General features: G+C 48.0%; 13 protein-coding genes and 1 pseudogene. 2 read left to right on the forward strand and 12 right to left on the reverse strand.

The window, feature by feature from the left end; all coding sequences use genetic code 11:
• Window position 1: 1 nt before the first annotated feature.
• Genes sufD through sufB form a run of 3 tightly spaced genes read right to left on the reverse strand, consistent with a single transcriptional unit; the run spans window position 2 to window position 3582 of the window.
• Window positions 2-1306, reverse strand: a complete 1305-nt coding sequence (gene sufD, locus AM1_RS05425) for a Fe-S cluster assembly protein SufD (RefSeq protein WP_012161806.1) — start codon at window positions 1304-1306, stop codon at window positions 2-4.
• Complete coding sequence (sufC, locus tag AM1_RS05430) at window positions 1306-2094, reverse strand: Fe-S cluster assembly ATPase SufC (RefSeq protein WP_010480921.1); 789 nt, start codon at window positions 2092-2094, stop codon at window positions 1306-1308. The genes sufD and sufC overlap by 1 nt, the downstream gene beginning before the upstream one ends.
• 51 nt (window positions 2095-2145) lie before the next feature.
• Entirely contained in the window at window positions 2146-3582 is a 1437-nt protein-coding gene (gene sufB, locus AM1_RS05435) for a Fe-S cluster assembly protein SufB (protein ID WP_012161807.1), read from the reverse strand.
• A gap of 195 nt (window positions 3583-3777) precedes the next feature.
• Here sufB and sufR point away from each other — a divergent pair, with 195 nt between their 5' ends.
• A complete protein-coding gene (gene sufR, locus AM1_RS05445; protein ID WP_012161809.1) occupies window positions 3778-4425 on the forward strand; it encodes an iron-sulfur cluster biosynthesis transcriptional regulator SufR in 648 nt (215 codons plus the stop codon).
• 394 nt (window positions 4426-4819) lie between these two features.
• Here the strand turns inward: sufR and AM1_RS05455 are convergent, their stop codons facing one another.
• The 6 genes from AM1_RS05455 to AM1_RS05480 all read right to left on the reverse strand — a co-directional run bounded on the left by AM1_RS05455 (window position 4820) and on the right by AM1_RS05480 (window position 9445).
• Entirely contained in the window at window positions 4820-5551 is a 732-nt protein-coding gene (locus tag AM1_RS05455; RefSeq protein ID WP_238549173.1) for a class I SAM-dependent methyltransferase, read from the reverse strand.
• Window positions 5552-5910: 359 nt separating this feature from the next.
• Window positions 5911-6492, reverse strand: a complete 582-nt coding sequence (locus AM1_RS05460) for a TetR/AcrR family transcriptional regulator (protein ID WP_012161812.1) — start codon at window positions 6490-6492, stop codon at window positions 5911-5913.
• Between the two features lie 92 nt (window positions 6493-6584).
• The gene (locus AM1_RS05465) at window positions 6585-7217 is read right to left on the reverse strand and encodes a glutathione S-transferase N-terminal domain-containing protein (RefSeq protein ID WP_012161813.1); all 633 of its coding nucleotides are present in this window, start codon (window positions 7215-7217) and stop codon (window positions 6585-6587) included.
• Window positions 7218-7277: 60 nt separating this feature from the next.
• Entirely contained in the window at window positions 7278-8243 is a 966-nt protein-coding gene (locus tag AM1_RS05470) for a pyridoxamine 5'-phosphate oxidase family protein (protein WP_012161814.1), read from the reverse strand.
• Window positions 8244-8277: 34 nt separating this feature from the next.
• Window positions 8278-8685 carry a VOC family protein gene (locus AM1_RS05475; protein ID WP_012161815.1) on the reverse strand — a complete coding sequence of 136 codons (408 nt, stop codon included), beginning with the start codon at window positions 8683-8685 and terminating at the stop codon, window positions 8278-8280.
• Window positions 8686-9016: 331 nt separating this feature from the next.
• The gene (locus tag AM1_RS05480) at window positions 9017-9445 is read right to left on the reverse strand and encodes a pentapeptide repeat-containing protein (protein WP_071819934.1); all 429 of its coding nucleotides are present in this window, start codon (window positions 9443-9445) and stop codon (window positions 9017-9019) included.
• A 217-nt stretch (window positions 9446-9662) separates the two neighbouring features.
• Here AM1_RS05480 and AM1_RS05485 point away from each other — a divergent pair.
• Window positions 9663-10340: pseudogene (locus AM1_RS05485) on the forward strand (IS1 family transposase); the annotation flags it as partial.
• Here the strand turns inward: AM1_RS05485 and AM1_RS05490 are convergent.
• The 3 genes from AM1_RS05490 to AM1_RS42820 form a co-directional block, all read right to left on the reverse strand.
• Complete coding sequence (locus AM1_RS05490) at window positions 10304-10552, reverse strand: hypothetical protein (RefSeq protein WP_012161818.1); 249 nt, start codon at window positions 10550-10552, stop codon at window positions 10304-10306. The pseudogene AM1_RS05485 and the gene AM1_RS05490 sit on opposite strands and share 37 nt — an antisense overlap.
• Window positions 10553-10621: 69 nt before the next feature.
• On the reverse strand, window positions 10622-12277 hold the full coding sequence (locus AM1_RS05495; RefSeq protein ID WP_012161819.1) for a DUF3352 domain-containing protein: 1656 nt from the start codon (window positions 12275-12277) through the stop codon (window positions 10622-10624).
• A 100-nt stretch (window positions 12278-12377) separates the two neighbouring features.
• Window positions 12378-17975, reverse strand: coding sequence for a TIGR03032 family protein (locus tag AM1_RS42820; protein WP_012161820.1), 5598 nt, complete (start codon window positions 17973-17975; stop codon window positions 12378-12380).
• Between the last annotated feature and the right edge of the window lie 476 nt (window positions 17976-18451).

An 18451-nucleotide genomic window follows, 5' to 3' on the forward strand; every position in this document is an offset into this window, starting at 1 on the left:
TCTAACGTATTTGGGACAACACAGCGTTCAGCAAAGTCTGGCGCTGTTCAGCAATGGGCAATTGATCAATAATTTCCGCCGCAAACCCCTCGACCAGCAAATCGCAAGCGCTATTGCGGTCTAACCCCCGGCTTTGTAAATAAAAGACTTCTTCATCGTCCAGCTGACTCACTGTGGCCCCGTGGGCGCACTTAACGTCATCGGCAATAATTTCTAGTTGCGGTTTGGTGTCCACCCGCGCCTTGGACGACAGCAGCAAATTGCGGCTCAGCTGGCTGGCATTGGTCTGCTGAGCCAATTTAGGCACAAACACTCGGCCATTAAACACCGCGCGAGCACGGTTATCAACGATGCACTTATGCAACTGCTGAGCTGTACAGTGGGGACCTGTGAAGGATAGATCAGAATGGGTGTCGGCCACCTGCTGATCCACCGCTAGGGTCAATCCATTGAGAGTGGTATCCGTCTGCTCTGCTGTAGGCACCACCACGGGGTTATGGCGAGACATCTGTCCCCCCAGGCTCAAACTCGTCAGAGCATAGCGACTATCGCGATCCTGAGATACTGATGTCGTACCGATATGAAAGGCCGTCTTCGCCTCTCGCTGAATTCGGTGGTGGTGAAGCTGAGCATTTTGCCCCAAGCTCACTTCCATCACCGAGTTCGTAAAGTAGGACGCTGCGTTGACCGCTGCATATTCTTCTATTAAGGTGGCCGCACTATTAGCTTCAGCTATCACCAGCCCCCGAGGCGAGGTGATTATCGGTGTATCCCCTGTGGTCAAATACAACAGATGGATGGGGGCTTCAATGACCTGATTTTTGGCAATGCGTAAGACGGCAACATCGGCAAAGCTAGCGGTATTGAGAGCCGTAAAGACTTCTGACAGTCCTGGCTGCTGTCCTAGCTCAGGTAGGTTGCCTGCATCCGCTAGGGTACTGACGCTTAACCCAGCAGGCAAGTGATCGATCGTAGATAAATCAGGAGCAAACCAGCCATTTACAAATACCAGTCGGACTGGGGCCTCTGCCAAGATAAAGGCGTCAATCTCCTCTAGGGATAGCGACGCAGCAGTAGGAGCAGTAAAAGCGGTTTTGTACAGACCCGACAGATCTGTAAATCGCCAGTCCTCATCCCGGTTACTGGGCAGACCCCGCTCTTGCACAATGCTGAGGGCACCCTCTCGTACTTTTTCCAGCCCCTGCGGATTGGGCCGCTGGGCGAGAAGATGGGTCAAATAGGCTTGCCGATCCTGGGCTGCTGAGGAGCTAGGCGCGACGGCTTCGGGGTTTACTTCTACGGTCATTAGACTGCCACCTCAGCCACATCTTCTGCTTTCACCCAGTCATAGCCTTTGGCTTCCAGCTCTTGGGCCAGTTCCTTGCCGCCCGTGGTCAAGATTTTGCCCTCGGCCATCACATGCACAAAGTCAGGGACGATATAGTCCAGCAAGCGCTGATAGTGGGTAATCATCAGGGTGGCATTTTCCGGCTTAGCCAGCTGATTCACCCCATTGGCGACAATCTTGAGGGCATCAATATCTAGACCTGAATCCGTTTCATCCAGAATGGCTAAAGTCGGTTCAAGAAGGGCCATCTGCAAGATTTCGTTGCGCTTCTTTTCACCACCAGAAAAGCCTTCATTCACACTGCGATCGAGGAAGGCCGGGTCCATTTTGACTACGTCTAAGCGTTCCCGCACCAAATCATCAAAATCAAAGGCGTCTAGCTCTTCTAAACCTTCATGCTGGCGCTTGGAATTAAAGGACACCCGCAGGAAGTCGAGATTACTCACTCCAGGAATTTCTAAGGGATATTGAAAGGCCAGAAACACACCGGAGCGGGACCGTTCTTCTGGTTCTAGTTCCAGTAGGTTCTGCCCCTTATAAATGACCTCGCCGCCAGTAACCGTATAGGCAGGGTGTCCGGCCAATACCTTAGAAAAGGTACTTTTTCCCGATCCATTCGGCCCCATAATGGCATGGATTTCTCCCGCCTTAATTTCTAGATTTAACCCCTTCAGAATCGGGGTTCCATCCACATCGGCCGTCAAATTACGGACCGACAGAATCACGTCGCTATTGTCAATAATCACGCCTGAACCTCTAACTGCGTCTAACGTCTAGTACTGCTTTGGTGAGAAACCTTATCCCACACTTCCTTCTAACTTCAGGCTTAAAAGCCGATCGGCTTCCACGGCAAATTCCATCGGCAGTTGATTAAACACATCCTGACAGAAGCCGCTAATCATCATCGACACCGCATCTTCTACGGAAATCCCCCGCTGGGCAAAGTAGAAGAGCTGGTCTTCGCCAATCTTGGAGGTGGAGGCTTCATGCTCCACTTTCGTTTGGTTATTTTGCACCTGGATATAGGGGAAGGTATTGGCCTCGGCATCACTGCCAATCAGCATGGAATCACACTGGGAGTAATTGCGAGAGCCATCGGCCTTCGGCCCCATTCGTACCAAGCCGCGATAGCTATTTTGAGAGCGGCCTGCGGAAATGCCCTTGGAAATAATCGTGCTGCGGGTGTTTTTGCCCACATGGATCATCTTGGTGCCCGTGTCCGCCTGCTGTTTATTGTTGGTCAAGGCCACGGAGTAAAACTCTCCCACGGAGTTATCGCCCACCAACACGCAGCTGGGATACTTCCAGGTAATCGCTGACCCCGTCTCTACCTGGGTCCAGGAAATCTTGGAGTTCTTACCCGCGCATAGGCCCCGTTTGGTCACAAAGTTATAGATACCGCCTTTGCCGTTCTCGTCGCCTGCATACCAGTTCTGGACTGTGGAATATTTGATATCGGCGTCATCTAAAGCCACCAGTTCCACCACCGCCGCGTGGAGCTGATTGGTATCGAACATGGGGGCAGTACAACCTTCTAGATAGCTGACCTGGCTGCCTTCTTCAGCAATAATCAGAGTGCGTTCAAACTGTCCCGCCCCTTCGGTATTAATCCGGAAATAGGTGGACAGTTCCATGGGGCATTTAACCCCCTTAGGAATATAGACGAAGGAGCCATCACTAAATACTGCCGAGTTGAGGGCCGAGAAAAAATTGTCGTTGATGGGCACCACGCTTCCCAGGTACTTCTCCACTAGCTCGGGAAAGTCCTTGAGGGCTTCAGAAATGGAGCAGAAGATCACGCCTTCTTTGGCTAGCTGCTCTTTAAAGGTGGTTGCAACCGAAACGCTATCAAACACCGCATCCACAGCCACATTGCTGAGGCGCTTCTGCTCCGACAGAGGAATGCCAAGTTTATCGAAGGTTTCGAGCAGCGCCGGATCCACATCATCCAAACTCTTTTTCTTCTCTTGCTCTTTAGGAGCGGAGTAGTAGGTGATGTCTTGATAATCGATGGCCGGATAGTCAACATGGGGCCAAGTGGGCTCCTTCATCTTGAGCCACTGCCGATAGGCCTTCAGCCGAAACTCCAGCATAAAAGCGGGTTCTTCCTTTTTGGCCGAGATCAAGCGAATCACGTCTTCGCTCAGTCCCTTAGGAATGGTTTCAACTTCAATATCCGTGACAAAGCCGTATTTGTAGGGTTGATTAACCAGATTTTCAACGGTTGCGGTCATGGGGGGTGTTCTCTCAGAGCAAGTGGCGCGCGTGTATAATCATAAAACAACAACTTTGTTGTTCAACACCATCATAGAGTACTTTAGCAACATTTATGTTGTCAAAGTCGAGAGAAATTGTTGTAATAGGTTAAACCGCTTCTTGGGATTGGCCCTTCAAAAACCAATGTTGATTGCTGCTTGGACATCTCAATTGTGAACACCACCTCTTCCACAAAACAAGATATCCTTCAGCATTTGCTCAAGCAGGGTCAAGCCAATACCCACGAGCTAGCAGAGCAATTACAGGTAACACCTCAAGCCATCCGCCGCCATCTTAAGGACTTAGAATCAGAAGGACTCATCCTATTTGAGAGCGTCCATGCCGGGACTGGACGCCCCCAACATATGTATCAGTTGAGTCGAGCGGGGCGCGATCGCTTCCCAGATCACCACGATACCTTTGCGATCGATTTACTCGATACCCTCTCAGAAACCGTTGGCAAGGACCAAATGCGGGTAATTCTCCGCAAACAGTGGGAGCGTAAAGCTCTGGAATATCAACAAAAATTAGGTCCCGGTACTTTGGCAGAGCGGGTGGCCAAACTGGTCAAACTGCGAGAAGCCGAAGGATATATGGCTGAGTACTACCCGATTCCTGAAGATGCCGACCCCATGAAGGCGACGCGGTTTATCCTCACGGAATATAATTGCGCCATTTCCCAGGTGGCTGAGACCTTTCCAAGCGTGTGTGACAATGAGCTGGAAATGTTTGCCATTGCCCTGAAAGATTGCCAGGTGGAACGCACCCACTGGCTCGTCAATGGCGAGCATCGTTGTGGATACTTGATTGAGGCGGATTAGTGCAAGCTTGCCCTTATTGCACCTAAAATTTGTTTTCACACCTATTAAATTACTAATGCCTTCAACCGCGAAGAAGGGTAATGCCCGTGCAGAGAAGGTCCATTGTAATATTTGACGATCCACGCGCTTCTGGGTTTGGGCAGTCATACAACCGAATTATGCCTGCGTTGATCTTCAAGCAAGTAACTCTTCAAGGCGTTTATATTTACGTGAAGAATACATGGTTTCAAAATACACAATCCCTTCTCAATGAGTCATTACTGAAAATTGCAGTCATAAAATTCCTGCAACCGTAAGACTGTCTATCGGCTAACCTCCCTATCCATAGAGACAGACCTACAGATCGGCATGATCAACTCATTTTTCCAGAAAAACGATCCTGGGAAAAACACAGCTAAACATTAACCAGATTTGTAGCCCTATAGTTAGCGGTCTGGGTATAAGCAACAAACGACTTATTTAACCCCAGATACTTCTCTTGGTAGATATTAGACTCAGGGAAAAGGTGTTGAAATTCATTCTGAGACAATAGACGAATACTACTTACTTCATCTACTGCAGCTTGATAGTCCTCAATGGGATTTGTGCGCCAACCCATCGCAAAATTATGGGCAAGCCATGCTCGCATTGAAACTGGCAGAAATTGAAATAGTGGAAAAGCAAAATGAGGTTCAATCGGGAAGAATTTATTGGGAGTTTGAATAAAGTATCGCTTTCCTAAGCGCTTAACTTCCTGTGCCATACGGTGTTGATCATCATAATCTCCAACATGTTCGATGGTGGAATTGGAGAAAACAATATCGGATTGTTGGTCAGCAAACTGAGATAAGTCCCTAGCATCACCCGTTACTGATTGAATATTGGTTGATGAAATATTGTGTTTCTCAATATTAACTAAAGTGATAAACAGATCATCCTTGATATCGAACTCAGAGAACATCATTTCCCAAAATCCTGGCCTACCACCTATATCAAGGATTTGAATGGGGCGATCCAGTCCCTCAATCATATCCAAGAAAATCCGGAATCTTTGGCGACGCAGCTTATTCGCTACCGAGATTTCGTTTTTATTATCCACGAATGTTTTATAGAACATGTCATACCCTTGCACAGGCATAAGCAGCATCTCTAAATTGGTCTACATGTGGGTTTTACACCTAATGTTTCGGGAGCCTCACATAATAGATTTTAAGAACACTGCAGATACTTATGGCGAAAATTTTCTCGACTATTCTATGCCATCACTGACTATTTATTCGTATTTTTTGCAACATCTGAGGGATTAACAATGCAATACAAATCACATTATTGATTTGAATTTATTTTACTGCCTTAAAAAATTAATATTGAAAAACAATCACTCTTTAGCTATTCATTAATTCACTAAATTCTAGGCTGATTTTTTCTAGTCTTATCAATAAATACAAATCTTGCTTCTTTACCACTAACTCATGAATCACCTTGACGGATGACTTGAAATATCAATTAGCTCCCATCACTATTCAGCAATAGAGTCGCTGCACTTTTAGCTTCAGCGGCTGCTTGGGGACGATCTTGCATCATGGCAATCACGATGGCACCTTGGACGAGCAACAACAGCTGCCGAGCAAAAGATTCGGCGGGTTCCAGGCCTTCTGCCTTCACTAAATCAAAAATATATTGATAGACCGCGAGTTGATGGTCTAAAGCCGCTTGGCAACCAGGATGATGGGGATTGGCTAGTTCAACTGTGGCATTAATAAAAGCACAGCCCCGGAAATTAGGGTTTTCAAACCATTCTTGCAAAACATCAAACAAGCTCAAAAGTCGCTGTTTGGGGTCATCACTGCGTTCTTCAACGCGAGTGACAAACCATTCTCGCCATTGCTGATCTCGCTGACGCAGAAATGCTTCGATTAAGGCATCTTTGGACTTGAAATGGTTGTAGAGAGACATTTTCGCCACACCAGATTCAGCAATAATCCGGTCGATGCCAACATTCTGAATACCCTCACGGTAAAACAGTTCGCAAGCAGTCTCTAGAATACGTTCACGAACAGGTTTCCGAGGTGTTTTTGACACGGACATAGATGAGTAGGAAAGTGTAGTCGGCTTCAGCTTATCATTTGGTTCAAAGAACAGCGTTTGTGGGTTCTTAGAAAGAAAGTTTTTCTCATGAATTACTGAGCTAAATCGCTCTTAAACTCGGGGGTTAAGATGGCCATTCCGGTTTGCACGGCAGGTCTTTGCCCCACTCGCTCCAGCCAAGCTTGGACATGGGGAAAGGGGTCTAAACTGAGTCCCACATACTCATAGGCAGCCACCCAGGGATAGGTAGCAATATCTGCAATGGAATACTCGCCAGCGATAAAGTCCCTCTCTTGTAATTGCCGATTTAGAACCTTCACTAGGCGTAACGCTTCTTGTTCATAGCGGTTAATCGCATATTCAATCGGTTCTGGTGCGGATCGACGGAAATGCCCCAGTTGACCAAACATCGGGCCGACGCCTGCCATTTGGAACATCAGCCATGCCATCACTTGAGCCCGACTCGCAGCATCAGTAGGTAATAATTTTTCAGTTTTTTCCGCCAGGTAAATGAGGATGGCACCTGACTCAAAGACGGTTACGCCCGTGTCTTCGTCTTTGATAGCTGGAATTTTGCTATTGGGATTGAGGGCCACAAATTCGGGACTAAACTGTTCTCCCTTGCCCAAGTCAACTTTGTGAAGGGTATAGGGCAACCCTAACTCTTCCAGGAGAATGGCGGGTTTGCGTCCATTGGGGGTTGTGTAAGTGTAGAGGTGGATCATGGTAGGCGCCTTGCTAGTGTACGCATGGGGGTTGATCGAGAATCATCGCTATTCAGGCTGCTAGACGGTCTTAGGCCAGCTACCTGTTTTTTCCAGGAAGGGAGAATACTCTTGAAAGTTTGCCTGAAAGGGTAAGGCTGATTTTAGTAAGAAGCCTGCTTCCAGCTTGATTTGAATCAGTCGCTCTGCTCCTGCAAAAGACTGCAGATCGTCGCCATCCCAAATCACATCGGCCTTGCCGGTCAAGGTCAGCAAATCTCCCGTTTGAAAGTTGGGGAACAGAAGTCCAACCCGTGGATCGAGGATCAAGTTACCGATGGTATTGAACGCCAGGTTGCCTGCAAAGTCTGGGAAGGTCAGAGTTTGGGCATCATCCACCCGGATAAAGCCAGGTTTACCGCCTCGATGGGAGACATCGACACCATGGGCTAGGTTAGACGTGCTATCGGCATAGCGAGTGGCAATAAAGAAGGTATCAGCCGATTCAACGACCGCTTGAAGATCTGAATCCAAGGCGTCAACAGCCGTCAATGCAGCCGGGGGAGCTTGTTCAGGTATAAGTTGCACGTCGCGAGTCTGAATGTATTGGGGACAGTTGCCAAAGGTTTGCTTCACCTCCACAACAAATCCTTCAGAAGTGATCTGCTGGATCACCCCATTCATCCGATTACGTCGTCGAGTGGGTAGTTCTATCCCTAACAGCCCCACATCAGCGCCTACCTTTAGGTTTTGCTGGAGCGGGTCACCGGCGATGGGTTGGGTTTGAATGCTCAGGGTCTGCGGATTTGGGGAGGAGATAAAACCGGGCTGTCCCGCCACCATCGAAGCCCAAGGATGTCCCTCCTGATCAACGCTACCCACGAGAAGGAAGGGCAGCTGCGGATAAAAGGTCCGATGCTGTTCTGGCAGGAAGTCACGGATAATGCGACGTCCTTGTTTTTCCATGCGATCGCGAATCCCATACCGCTCTTGAACCGCTTGTTCGCCTGCATGAAAGGGAGATGTTTCTCTTGTCCAGCCTGACATGGGGATGACCTCTTCAATTCACTCTAAAAACCGATTAACCTGCCGCAATAAATTCCATCCGAATGCCGCCAGGGATGTAGCACATCATGTGGTGCATAGGAGAACCGCCTAGGGATTCGGGGGCAAACTCAATTTCAACATCAGGGGTCTGAGTCAGGGTTTGGTGTAATTCATTTAAGACAGTCAGGCTTTCCATTTTGAGGGCAAAGTGATGTAAACCAATCACATTTTTGCGATCAAAAGGGGTGGCCTGTTCTGGGTTCACAGCTTGCCACAGGGTAATCATAATCGTGCCGTCGGAAACAAACACGGCAGGGTAATCCGGTTTTTCACCGACTTGCTTGAATCCGAGGGTGTCGACAAAGAAAGTCCGAGTCTGTTGGAGATCGGGAACGGTTAATCCAATATGGTGGGCGCCTTGAGTGGCTGCGGAGTTAGTCATGATGGATTTCCTTAAATTTCAATGGGAGGGGTATTGATGTGTCTAGAAGATGCCGCTAATGACATTTGGTATTGCTTTAATTAATTCATTTATACAGACAGGTCTGTCTATTGTCAAGAGATGAGGTAACTTTAGTCGCAAGTATCTAGCGACGTATTGGCAATCTCTAGAGCGTGTCTGGGATTATATCTCTCTCTTTAATCGCCTTCTCGATGTAGAACGTCTCTCAAATCATTACAATTCAGGCAATCAACTTAATTCTTCTCAATCGTCGATATGCCTGTAGCTATAAAATTCATTGAGTTCAAACATCTCATACTCAACCATTTTTTTAGTCAAGCAGCTCTTCGAAGACGTAACTCATAACCTCACCATTTTCTTCAATAATTTCATCAAAACTAATACCATCATTCAGCTCAATATCTATTGCGCTTAAATTCTCGACTTTTACTTTATCCATTTCATAAATGTAGAGCTTAGAATAGTCAATTACACTTTGACTTAAGTCAACCTCTCTGAGCTTTAGCCTGCAACACAAAAGTCTTTTAAGCTGGGTAAATCTAAGACTGGATCTAGAGATTAAAGCTTCTGTAAAGCTTGATTCGCTTAAGTTAGCATGATCAAATATCGTCTTCTTTAAATGAACTTGGTTAAAATTTGATCTTCTCAAGTCAGCATCAGTAACATCACACTTAGAGATGTCAGTTTTATAGAATCTTGAATTTTGCAACATCGAACCACAAAAATCGGCGTTGCTCAATGACGGGATGAATTTGATTGCGTCAGGATAACCTCATGACTATTTCGAACATCATGAGGAATCTGTATGAAGTGTCCAGAGTGTGGATACTGTTGGCGAATGTGCTACAAGTATGAAATTTAAAATACTACGCACGGAACAACCTACAGAATTTCGTTTCACTTATGATCCTGTAATACACGTGTAGTTGCATTTGTAATACTTTCGCCGACAGTATCAGTGTGGTGGTCAACATATCCATAAGAATGGGCATCGTCGAGGTAAACAAAATCATATTTGTGTGGCCTGTGGACGACAGTTTCTTTCAACTTACTCAAAGCGTGGATACAGTGATTGGACGAAACGACTCTGCCTGAGAATGTATGTCAACGGAATGGGGTTACAAGGTATCGAACGAGTCATAGGCGTTGCTCATACCACTGTGATCCGTTGGGTTCAACAAGTTGGAGTTCTATTACCCGATGCTTATGACCCTGACGATATCCCCCAGGTAGGAGAATTAGATGAACTCGAAACCTTCGTGGGCCAAAAACGCAACAAGGTCTGGATTTGGACTGTGGTGGATCATTTTCACCCCGGCATTCTAGGCTGGGTTGTGGGTGACCATAGTGCTGAGACCTTTCGACCGTTATGGCAAGCAATCGTCTGTTGGCAATGTTTTTTCTGGGTCAGTGATGGCAATCCCGTCTATCCAGGCTTTATCCCAGAGGGTGACCAGATTGTTAGCAAGACCTACATGACACGAGTAGAGGGAGAAAACACGCGTTTACGACATTACTTGGCACGGCTCCATCGCAAGACTTTATGTTATTCAAAGTCGGTGGACATGCTCAAGCATTCAATTCGACTATTGATCCACTATCTCAAGTTTGGTGAAGTACCTATTCCTGCGTGAGTCATCCCGTCATTGAGCAACGCCCAAAATTCTACCCCTCTAATATCTGTTTTAACAATCTCCGAATTATTTAGAATGGCACCATTTAGATCTAAATCTTGAATTAGTAGCCTACTCAATACTAGCCCTTCCAGGAATTCGCCACTAAAATCTCTATGACCATCAGCATATCTTTCTATAAATTCATTGCTGTCCATAGCCGTGAAATCCATTGAGTCTTATCCTACAAGGGATATTTCAGATTCTTTAGTGCCATTAGAAGCCGAAATTGATTTTTTGGGTTATTTCTTAGACTTTAAAGCCAATAAAAACTCGCTGGTCAAGGTGGATGAATCCGTTTGGGCATTCGCCATGCCGATACCTCGAATAGAGTTAAGAATAGCTTTTACCTCTGGTGTATTAAACTCACTATTGTTCGCTACATCGGGATAACTAAACAATAGTTGATTCACCTCCTCCATATTGACGTAGAAATAACCTGAGTCTTGGGGTAAAGATTGCGTCACAGATTGGAAAATATCGCTCTTGTCTAGAGTCTTTTTAGGGCGATTCGCCATGACTTGAGCAATAGGTTGGCCCACGGTGACAAACATAGTGTTGTCATCTAGCCATCCCCGCCCAATCACGTTTTGTCCTAAGGGGGGAACTTGCCAATGGGTGACCTTCACGTCGCCAATTTTACTGTTGGAGATTTTTATATTATTTTGCTTGGCAAAGGTATCCAGCTTGGCAAACGTGGCGGTAGCTTTTTTGCGATCGCTCGTATCAAACACCAACGCACCCCCAAACCCAACGGGTTCGAGAATACCTTCCTTACTGGGAATCAGGGCAAACCCCACCTCTCCATCCATCCAGCTAATAATGTCTCGATCCAAATCTAGCCGAGTGGTTTGACGCACATAGATTCGGATTGCATCGATGGCAGAGGCAAATTCAGGAATGTTCGAAAAATGGTCAACATAAAGCGGCCACTGTTTCTTGATATTTCCTCCATTCGCAGACAACAACGTATTGGCAGGAAAGCGAGAGATAATCTTGCCGGGAATGGGGTCAAATTGACCTTTCCACAGCTTCGGATCGAATTGAGTCACACTTCTGAAGCGAATCCCCTGATCGTCAATTCCCATGCCCACGGAAACTGATTTCACCTGCTTGAACCGCTCTTCAAGTTCTGGCGGTATCTCAGGCGCATCTGCTTCATCCAAGATATCCAGTTGATCAATAATTTCGGCATAGTCTAGGATATGGAACTGGGCCACTGAATTTTCTAATTCGAGGGATTGAAAGGCTTTAGCCGACACTCCAGTTGTCCCTAAAGAAGGAGCCCCCTGAGAGGCATCAATGGCTTTTTTGACCGTCGTTACTTGATCCGATGCTGCCAGGTGGTTCTCCAGAATCGCAACGTATCCGGGGTTATCCGACTTTTCGGCCCCTATTTTGACAATCTCTACCCCTTTATATTGCTTGGTTTCTTGGATATTTAAGCTATCCTCTTTTTTCACCTTGTTATAGAAATCTAAGGCTGCGAGTTTATCCTTAATGCCAATCACCACTAAGAACTCGGGCGTCCCACCCGACTTCTCCTCCGGTAAAAATGCCATCATGGCGTTCCCCAGCCAGGGTTTGAAATCTTTGCTGTAGCTCAAATTATCTTCAGCTAATTCCTGATCCAGTTCCTTGATTAAGGTGTCTAAGCCCTCTTTATAGAGTTTCTGAGCCTCTGAAGTCCCAAACTGTTCTAGCTTCTGCCAGGCTTCAAAATCGAGATTAATGGAGGCCGTCATCCATGCTTCATCGGGTACTATTTTTGCGATCGCTAACGTACTGGTTCCTTGCTGAGCCGGAATCACCTTGAGATACAGGTAGGCTGCCACACCGCCTAAGCCCAGCACACCAGCAATTATTCCCGGAATAATGTACTTCCACTTTTTGGCCATGATGATACCCCACACCTGATTTTCCATTGACGGACTCTAGCTAAAGTCTTCCCGTTTCATCAGAGTGATGAACAGTTATTTCTACAGGTTCGTCTTTCACTCATCTGGAAACGACGACATCTTGAAGCGGAGCATCGTTTAAATAGCCTTGCCACATCTGTTGAAAAGCACTTTCCAAAGAAGCCACAAATTGCTCCACCTGAAAGAGGGCAGGGTAAGTCTCCGGGGACTGTAGTTGTCGCTTTAACCCATTGCGGATCTCAGCTAATTCCGCTGGATGAGTGGCTAAGTGAATGGCTCGCTGTTCATAGTCGGCAACGCTTTTACAGATCAGTGACTCTAATCCCGCCGCCGCACAGATACTCGCCCCCATGCGTGACGCATTTGTGGGGCCGGGACAAGTGAGCATTGGTAATCCTGACCAGCAGGTCGCCACTGCCGTTGAACCGGCGTTATAGACAAAGGTATCTAAATACAAATCCGCCAGCCCATATCGAGCCAGGTAATCTTCATGGGCGATTTTAGGGGCAAAAACAAGTCGGTCTGGGTTCACGCCCCGCTGCTTGGCTTCAGTCCGCAAGTTACCCATCACCGTTTCAGCCCCCTCTATTAGCCAAAGAACGGAGTCCGGCACCTGCTGCAAAATTCGCATCCAGACATCAAATAGATCCGGCGTAATTTTGTAGTGAGAATTGAAGCAGCAGAACACAAACCCCGACTCAGGCACCCCAAACTCAGCACGGGTCATGGGGCGATCAGAGATCGCCAAGGGAGACCCCACAAACGCATGGGGGAGATAGACAATTTTTTCCGTGTAGGACTGGGCAATTTCAGGCGAAATCAGCCACTGATCCGCCAGGGCATATTGGATAAACTCCGCCCCCATCGTATCGGGATAGCCTAACCATTGAGCTTGAATCGGCGCAGGCTGCAGAGACAGGACAGACGCCGCATTGCCAATGGTATAGCCCGCCAGATCCACCAAAATCTGAATCCCATCGTCGTAGATACGCTGGGCGGTCTGCTCGGTTGAGAGCGGAGATAAGTCAACAAAGGCATCACAGCCCGTTTGAATCTGTTGGGTGATGTGATCTTCGACATCAACGGTCGTATAAGCAACAATCTCATACTGATCGCGGTTGTGGTGGGGAAACAGGTCAACCACCAAACGCCCAACGGCATGATCGCGCAGGTCAGGAGAAAGATAGCCAATCCGTAGTTTAGGGGTTGCTTTACAAGGATGGGCAAAGGTCAGAGAAGACCTCAGTTGGGCAACGGCTCGTTGGGCATTTTGAGCTTGGTTGCGGGCCGCCGCTTGATGCAGCTCTAACGGAAAATTAAAGGTGCTGAGAACAAAGGGATTGGGAGTATATTTCGCCGTAAAAGACTCCGCAATCATCTGCTGTAAGCGTTGCACCTGAGCCTCATAATCCTGCCAGTTACACAGCTTGATCTTGACTAAGCTGATAAAGAACCAGAGGGAATGGGTTTCGGGGTTCCCCTGCAAGGCCCGTTCGTAACAGGCTAAAGCCTCTTCTGACTTGCCCTGATATTCAAAAATTTGCCCCAAGCTAAAATGGGCTTCCGTATGCTGGGGTTCAGCCACAACCACTTTTTGATAATGCTCAATGGCAACGGCCATACGCCGCTGTTCTTTATAGAGGTTAGCCAAATTCAAATGGGCTGGGACGTAGTCCGGTTTTAGTTGTAAGGCTCGATAAAAACCAGCTTTAGCCCGTTCTGGCTGCTCATTCAGTTGCCAAATACTCGCCAGATTAGAATGGGCTTCGGCAAAGTTCGTGTTGAGCTGAAGGGCTTGTTGATAGCAGGCTTCGGCCTCTTGAATATTGCCCTGATTTTGGAGCAAGGTGCCCAAGTTGTTATAAGCGCCCCAATGATTCGGGTAGAGGTGAATCACTTCCCGTAAACAAGCTTCTGCTTCCGTGAGTTTGTTCTCTTTCTTCAGCTGTCGGCTGCGCTCAAATAAGGCTTGCACCGTGGAGGGGGCCGCTAGGGTGGTAGCAGGAGTAGCCGAAGGTGAGGACGGTTCAAACCCATTCAAAGCGAGGGGATCATTTTTAAGTAAATGTTGCTGTAAGAGGTCATCAATGGGTTTTAAGGTACTTTCATCTTCTAAGAACACCTGCCCCACATATTCCAACCCTTGTCTTGCGGCAGGGTAGGGGTTCTGCAGAAAAATCTCATCATGAACCATACAGGAGGACTGGGTTTTGGGATAAATCTGAGTCGCCAAGAAATGCTGATCAATGCCGTACCGCAACCCCAGATCGGCTTGGTCAACCAGATGCTGCTCTACCAGTAGTTCCATGTCCAAGACATTGCCTTTGACCCCCCACATTCCTGCCAGCATGGGCACATTATGACGGGGATGATCGCGCATAATATGGTACTTCTGGGGACTTTGGAGCCAAGCCTCCACCGCAGCTTTTTCTCGCAGATTCAGGCGAGAGTCGGCATCCCGACAAATCAACACCTCAACATCTGGATCAGCAGCGGGCAAGAACCGAGCAAATGACATCTTCCAGCCTCTATCTCCGTCTAGCTGAATGACTTCAACGTGGGAGCGGGCCTTTAATTGGTTAACCACCTCAGAGGGAACGGTCTGGTCCACATAGAAGCGACAAATCCAGCCGGGGTAGAGGGTCGGAGCTAAGTCTGCATTCTTAAGGGCACCCGTGGTGTACTTCGGGTTGGCACCCCACAGACTAAAGGCAATGACCCGTTGGCGCCGCCGGGAAGCGGACGGCGGATGCTCTTCTTCCAGCTCGGCAAACGAGGAGGGGAGCAACTGCTGTAATAAAGTCCCCACTTGAGCACCATAGGCTGGGCTATCCATAAAAGCAGGATTGGCGGCCATTTTTTGTTGAATCAGCGTCCGATACTGCTGCCGTCGAGTCGAATCTTGGCCTAGCTGAATAGCCAATTCAACGTATCCCTGTTCATCTGTGGCAATTAAATCAGTTAAGTCAATTGATTCCAGTAAAGCTGGACCTTGCCGGGAGCGGAGCGAATGTCCGGCTTGAGTAACGACGGGAAGTCCTACTTCTAAGGGATCTAGAAGAGAGGTAACCCCCGTAAAGGGATAAGCATCGAGATAAACATCCGCAATCTGCAGCAGTTGTTTGACTTGTTCTCGGTTGGGAATCGGATCTTGAATGATCAGTCGGGAGGGGTCAATCCCGTCGCCTGCAAACAATGCAGCCATATGGTTACGAAAGGCTGAAACGGGATAGTGATGACTCCAAGCGGAGAAGGGATAGAGCAAAAGGACTGAGTTAGGGACTGCGGCTAATATCTGGGTCCATGTGATTCTTAGCTCGGGTATCAGTTTGAAAAAGTTAGCCCCGGACACAAAGACCACGGCATCATCAGCAATATTCAAATCGCGGCGGTAGTAGGAGGCGGCTGTCGGCTGCTGGGCACTAGGAGGAAAACGGTAGCAACAGGAGGGGCCAGCCCAAGTGACCAGCTTCTCACTATATTGGCTCTGAAAGGTCTCAGCAGGGGTAGTAAGTTCCCCTGAGAGGTAGTAATCAATATTATTGATGCCAGAGGTGACGGGGGACGAATTAGCAGAAACCTGAACTCGGGCCAGCCGATACATCGCTAATCGAGCAGTGGACTTATTGCCAACCGCAATATTGATCCCAAACAGCAAGATATCTAGGTCGTCATTCCGAATCCGTTGAACGGATTCCGGTAGGTCTTGAGGTAGGAGTACAAACTGATCGCATCGACTCCGGCAATAGGCTTCTAGAGGGTGATCTTGGCTAGACTCGGCGTAGAGAATGATTTCAAACTGCTGCCGATCTAAATGCTCATAGAATGGCAGGGTGGAAAAGGTCTCCGAATGAGGACTATAGGCTTGATTGAGAACACCCAGGCGAATTTTTGATCGGTGCGAAGGTCTAGGTGAACCGTGCTGATGCACGGTCATTCCGCGATGTTCTAAACTGAATTCCGTAATCGCAGCCCACTTGATAAAGGTGTCTTTCAGGTTGAGATCGTTAAAGTAGATAGGCGCAAATACCGCTTCGGCGGCGACCGCAGCCACGCTTTGCCAAGAGGCTGAGTTGAGATTTTGATGAATCTTGCGATGGATAAAGGTAAACCAATGGTTTAAATATTGGGCATACTGCTCTGACTCCCCCACGGCTTGAAAAAATAGAGGGACGGCCTGCATATAGGCGAGATAGTCATTCACCAACCACGATGGAATCGTAATCGGTTCAAACCAGCGCTCTGGAAGCTGATAGGCGGCGCGGTACGGCATCAGAGCGAGGAGTGACTGCACGGGATGGGTCGTCAATGCTGTCATCAGCGGTTCAATAAAGGCCTGCTCTGCAGCGGTGAGGGGTTCATAGCGCAGGTCATGGTTCACCAGGGTTCGGTGAGCTTGGCCCAGTTCCCCACCATAGGCTGCTTCTAACTGTTCTAGGGGGAGGTTCAACCACTGCTGGACCAGGTGTTGGCGATGTTGTCTAAGGTCAGCAAGTTCGGGTTGATCCTCAGGTTGGGTCAACGTGGTTGGCGGCTTGGGAGGGGCCGGGCTAACCGTGGGGTTCGGTTGCGGTGGGTCCGGGACCTGCGGTCCTAGGGTAATCAGTTGGGCAATTTCTTCGCTTTGGAACCCTAAGGCCATCGGGCGCTGCACCTGGGGCAAAATTTGGACATCGTAGAGTTCGGTGATGATGCCTTCAAACCGCAACCAATGTTCAATAGCTCCGGTATTGAGGTTAATCACCATCAGCCCACAGCGCGGGCTGGCATCCTTGGCTTTGAGTATGTCATCTAGGGGTAGGCCTGAGAAGGTTTTATCGCCATTGCGAGGTTGCGATAAACCGACAATGGCAAAATCCCCCCAAAAGGCCAGCCCTCTAAGGTAACCGGGGCAGAAAGCAATGGGTTCAAAGGTGCCGGTTCGTAAATCGACGTAGCCTAATTCTCCTCGACCGGAGTTGAGGAGCCAGAGGCGGTCCCGATACCAGCGAGGGGAGTGGGGCATAGAAAAGCCAGTCGCCACAATCTCGTTAGTGGACAAGTCCATCACAAGGCCGCCATCCTGACGGCGATCTCGCCAGCCATCAATGATGTCGGAGCGGCTGACGGCGGTAACGTAGCGGGGTTGGCCGTTTACAGCGGCTAATCCGTTCAGGTGGCATCGATCTTCGTTGATGATGCGGGAAATAAAGGGCGGTTTCCAGAGGGGCTGGCAACTGTAGTGATCGCTAACTGTAGCGATGCAGTTGAGGAGGGTACTGACAAACACAAAGGGGACAGGGAGGGTTTCCTGCCAGGGAGTACCATCAATCCCTCGCTCGACTTCGACAATATCGTGGATATCTAAATCACCGGTGGTATAGCCTATTCGTGGGATGTAGAGCTTGTCGTAGCCGTTGTGTTGCTGTTGGCCAGATAAGACATTATCAAATCGCCAAATCTGATATTTAGAACTGAGGTAGAGGCGATCGGTCGTGGTGTAAAGGCCCATAGCCCGGTCAAAGATACGTTCAAACCCAGAGATAGTTCTACCGTCGGGACTAACGCCCAATAGCATCAGGCGACTGGTTTGGTAGGTAGTGCAGGCAATACTAATTTTCTGTTGTGCTAACCAGGGAATAAACTGACGATCTGCGGTGATGTCGTGACCTGAGGAAGAAGCGGTGCGTTTCGTCATTGCATTCTGAGTTCAGGAGATATCTGCATTACAGCATTAATTTCTCCATAGTTTGCCCTTTGTCTCAGCTAAATTTTTGCTTCCAAGCCATTAAGAGATCTGTGCTAAGAAACTTTTCTTGCCCGTAGCCCTATGGGGAACTGGTTGGCTATCCCGAGGAGATAAGTCTATCTGATCATATAGATGTCCGTTTTATGGGAGTGAGGATCTGCGGTTATGGGGCGAGCAAGATTTCTAGTTGATCTAGAGTGGGCAATAGTGAAACATCCTATCCACAGGCTAAATATGCAATCTCAATTGAGTGTTTAAGATATGTACATTTTCATGGGCAAGAAAATATACTTTAGCTGTATGAAAGATCTCTTCACTTGTCCATACTAGGTTTAGCCCTAACCTTGTTGGGGCAGGCCTATCTTTATATCTACACCATAGTTCCAGCTCTTCTTCATCATTGATGGTGGGCTGAACAATATTCA

Origin of the sequence: Acaryochloris marina MBIC11017, assembly GCF_000018105.1 — a bacterium.
GTDB lineage: Bacteria > Cyanobacteriota > Cyanobacteriia > Thermosynechococcales > Thermosynechococcaceae > Acaryochloris > Acaryochloris marina.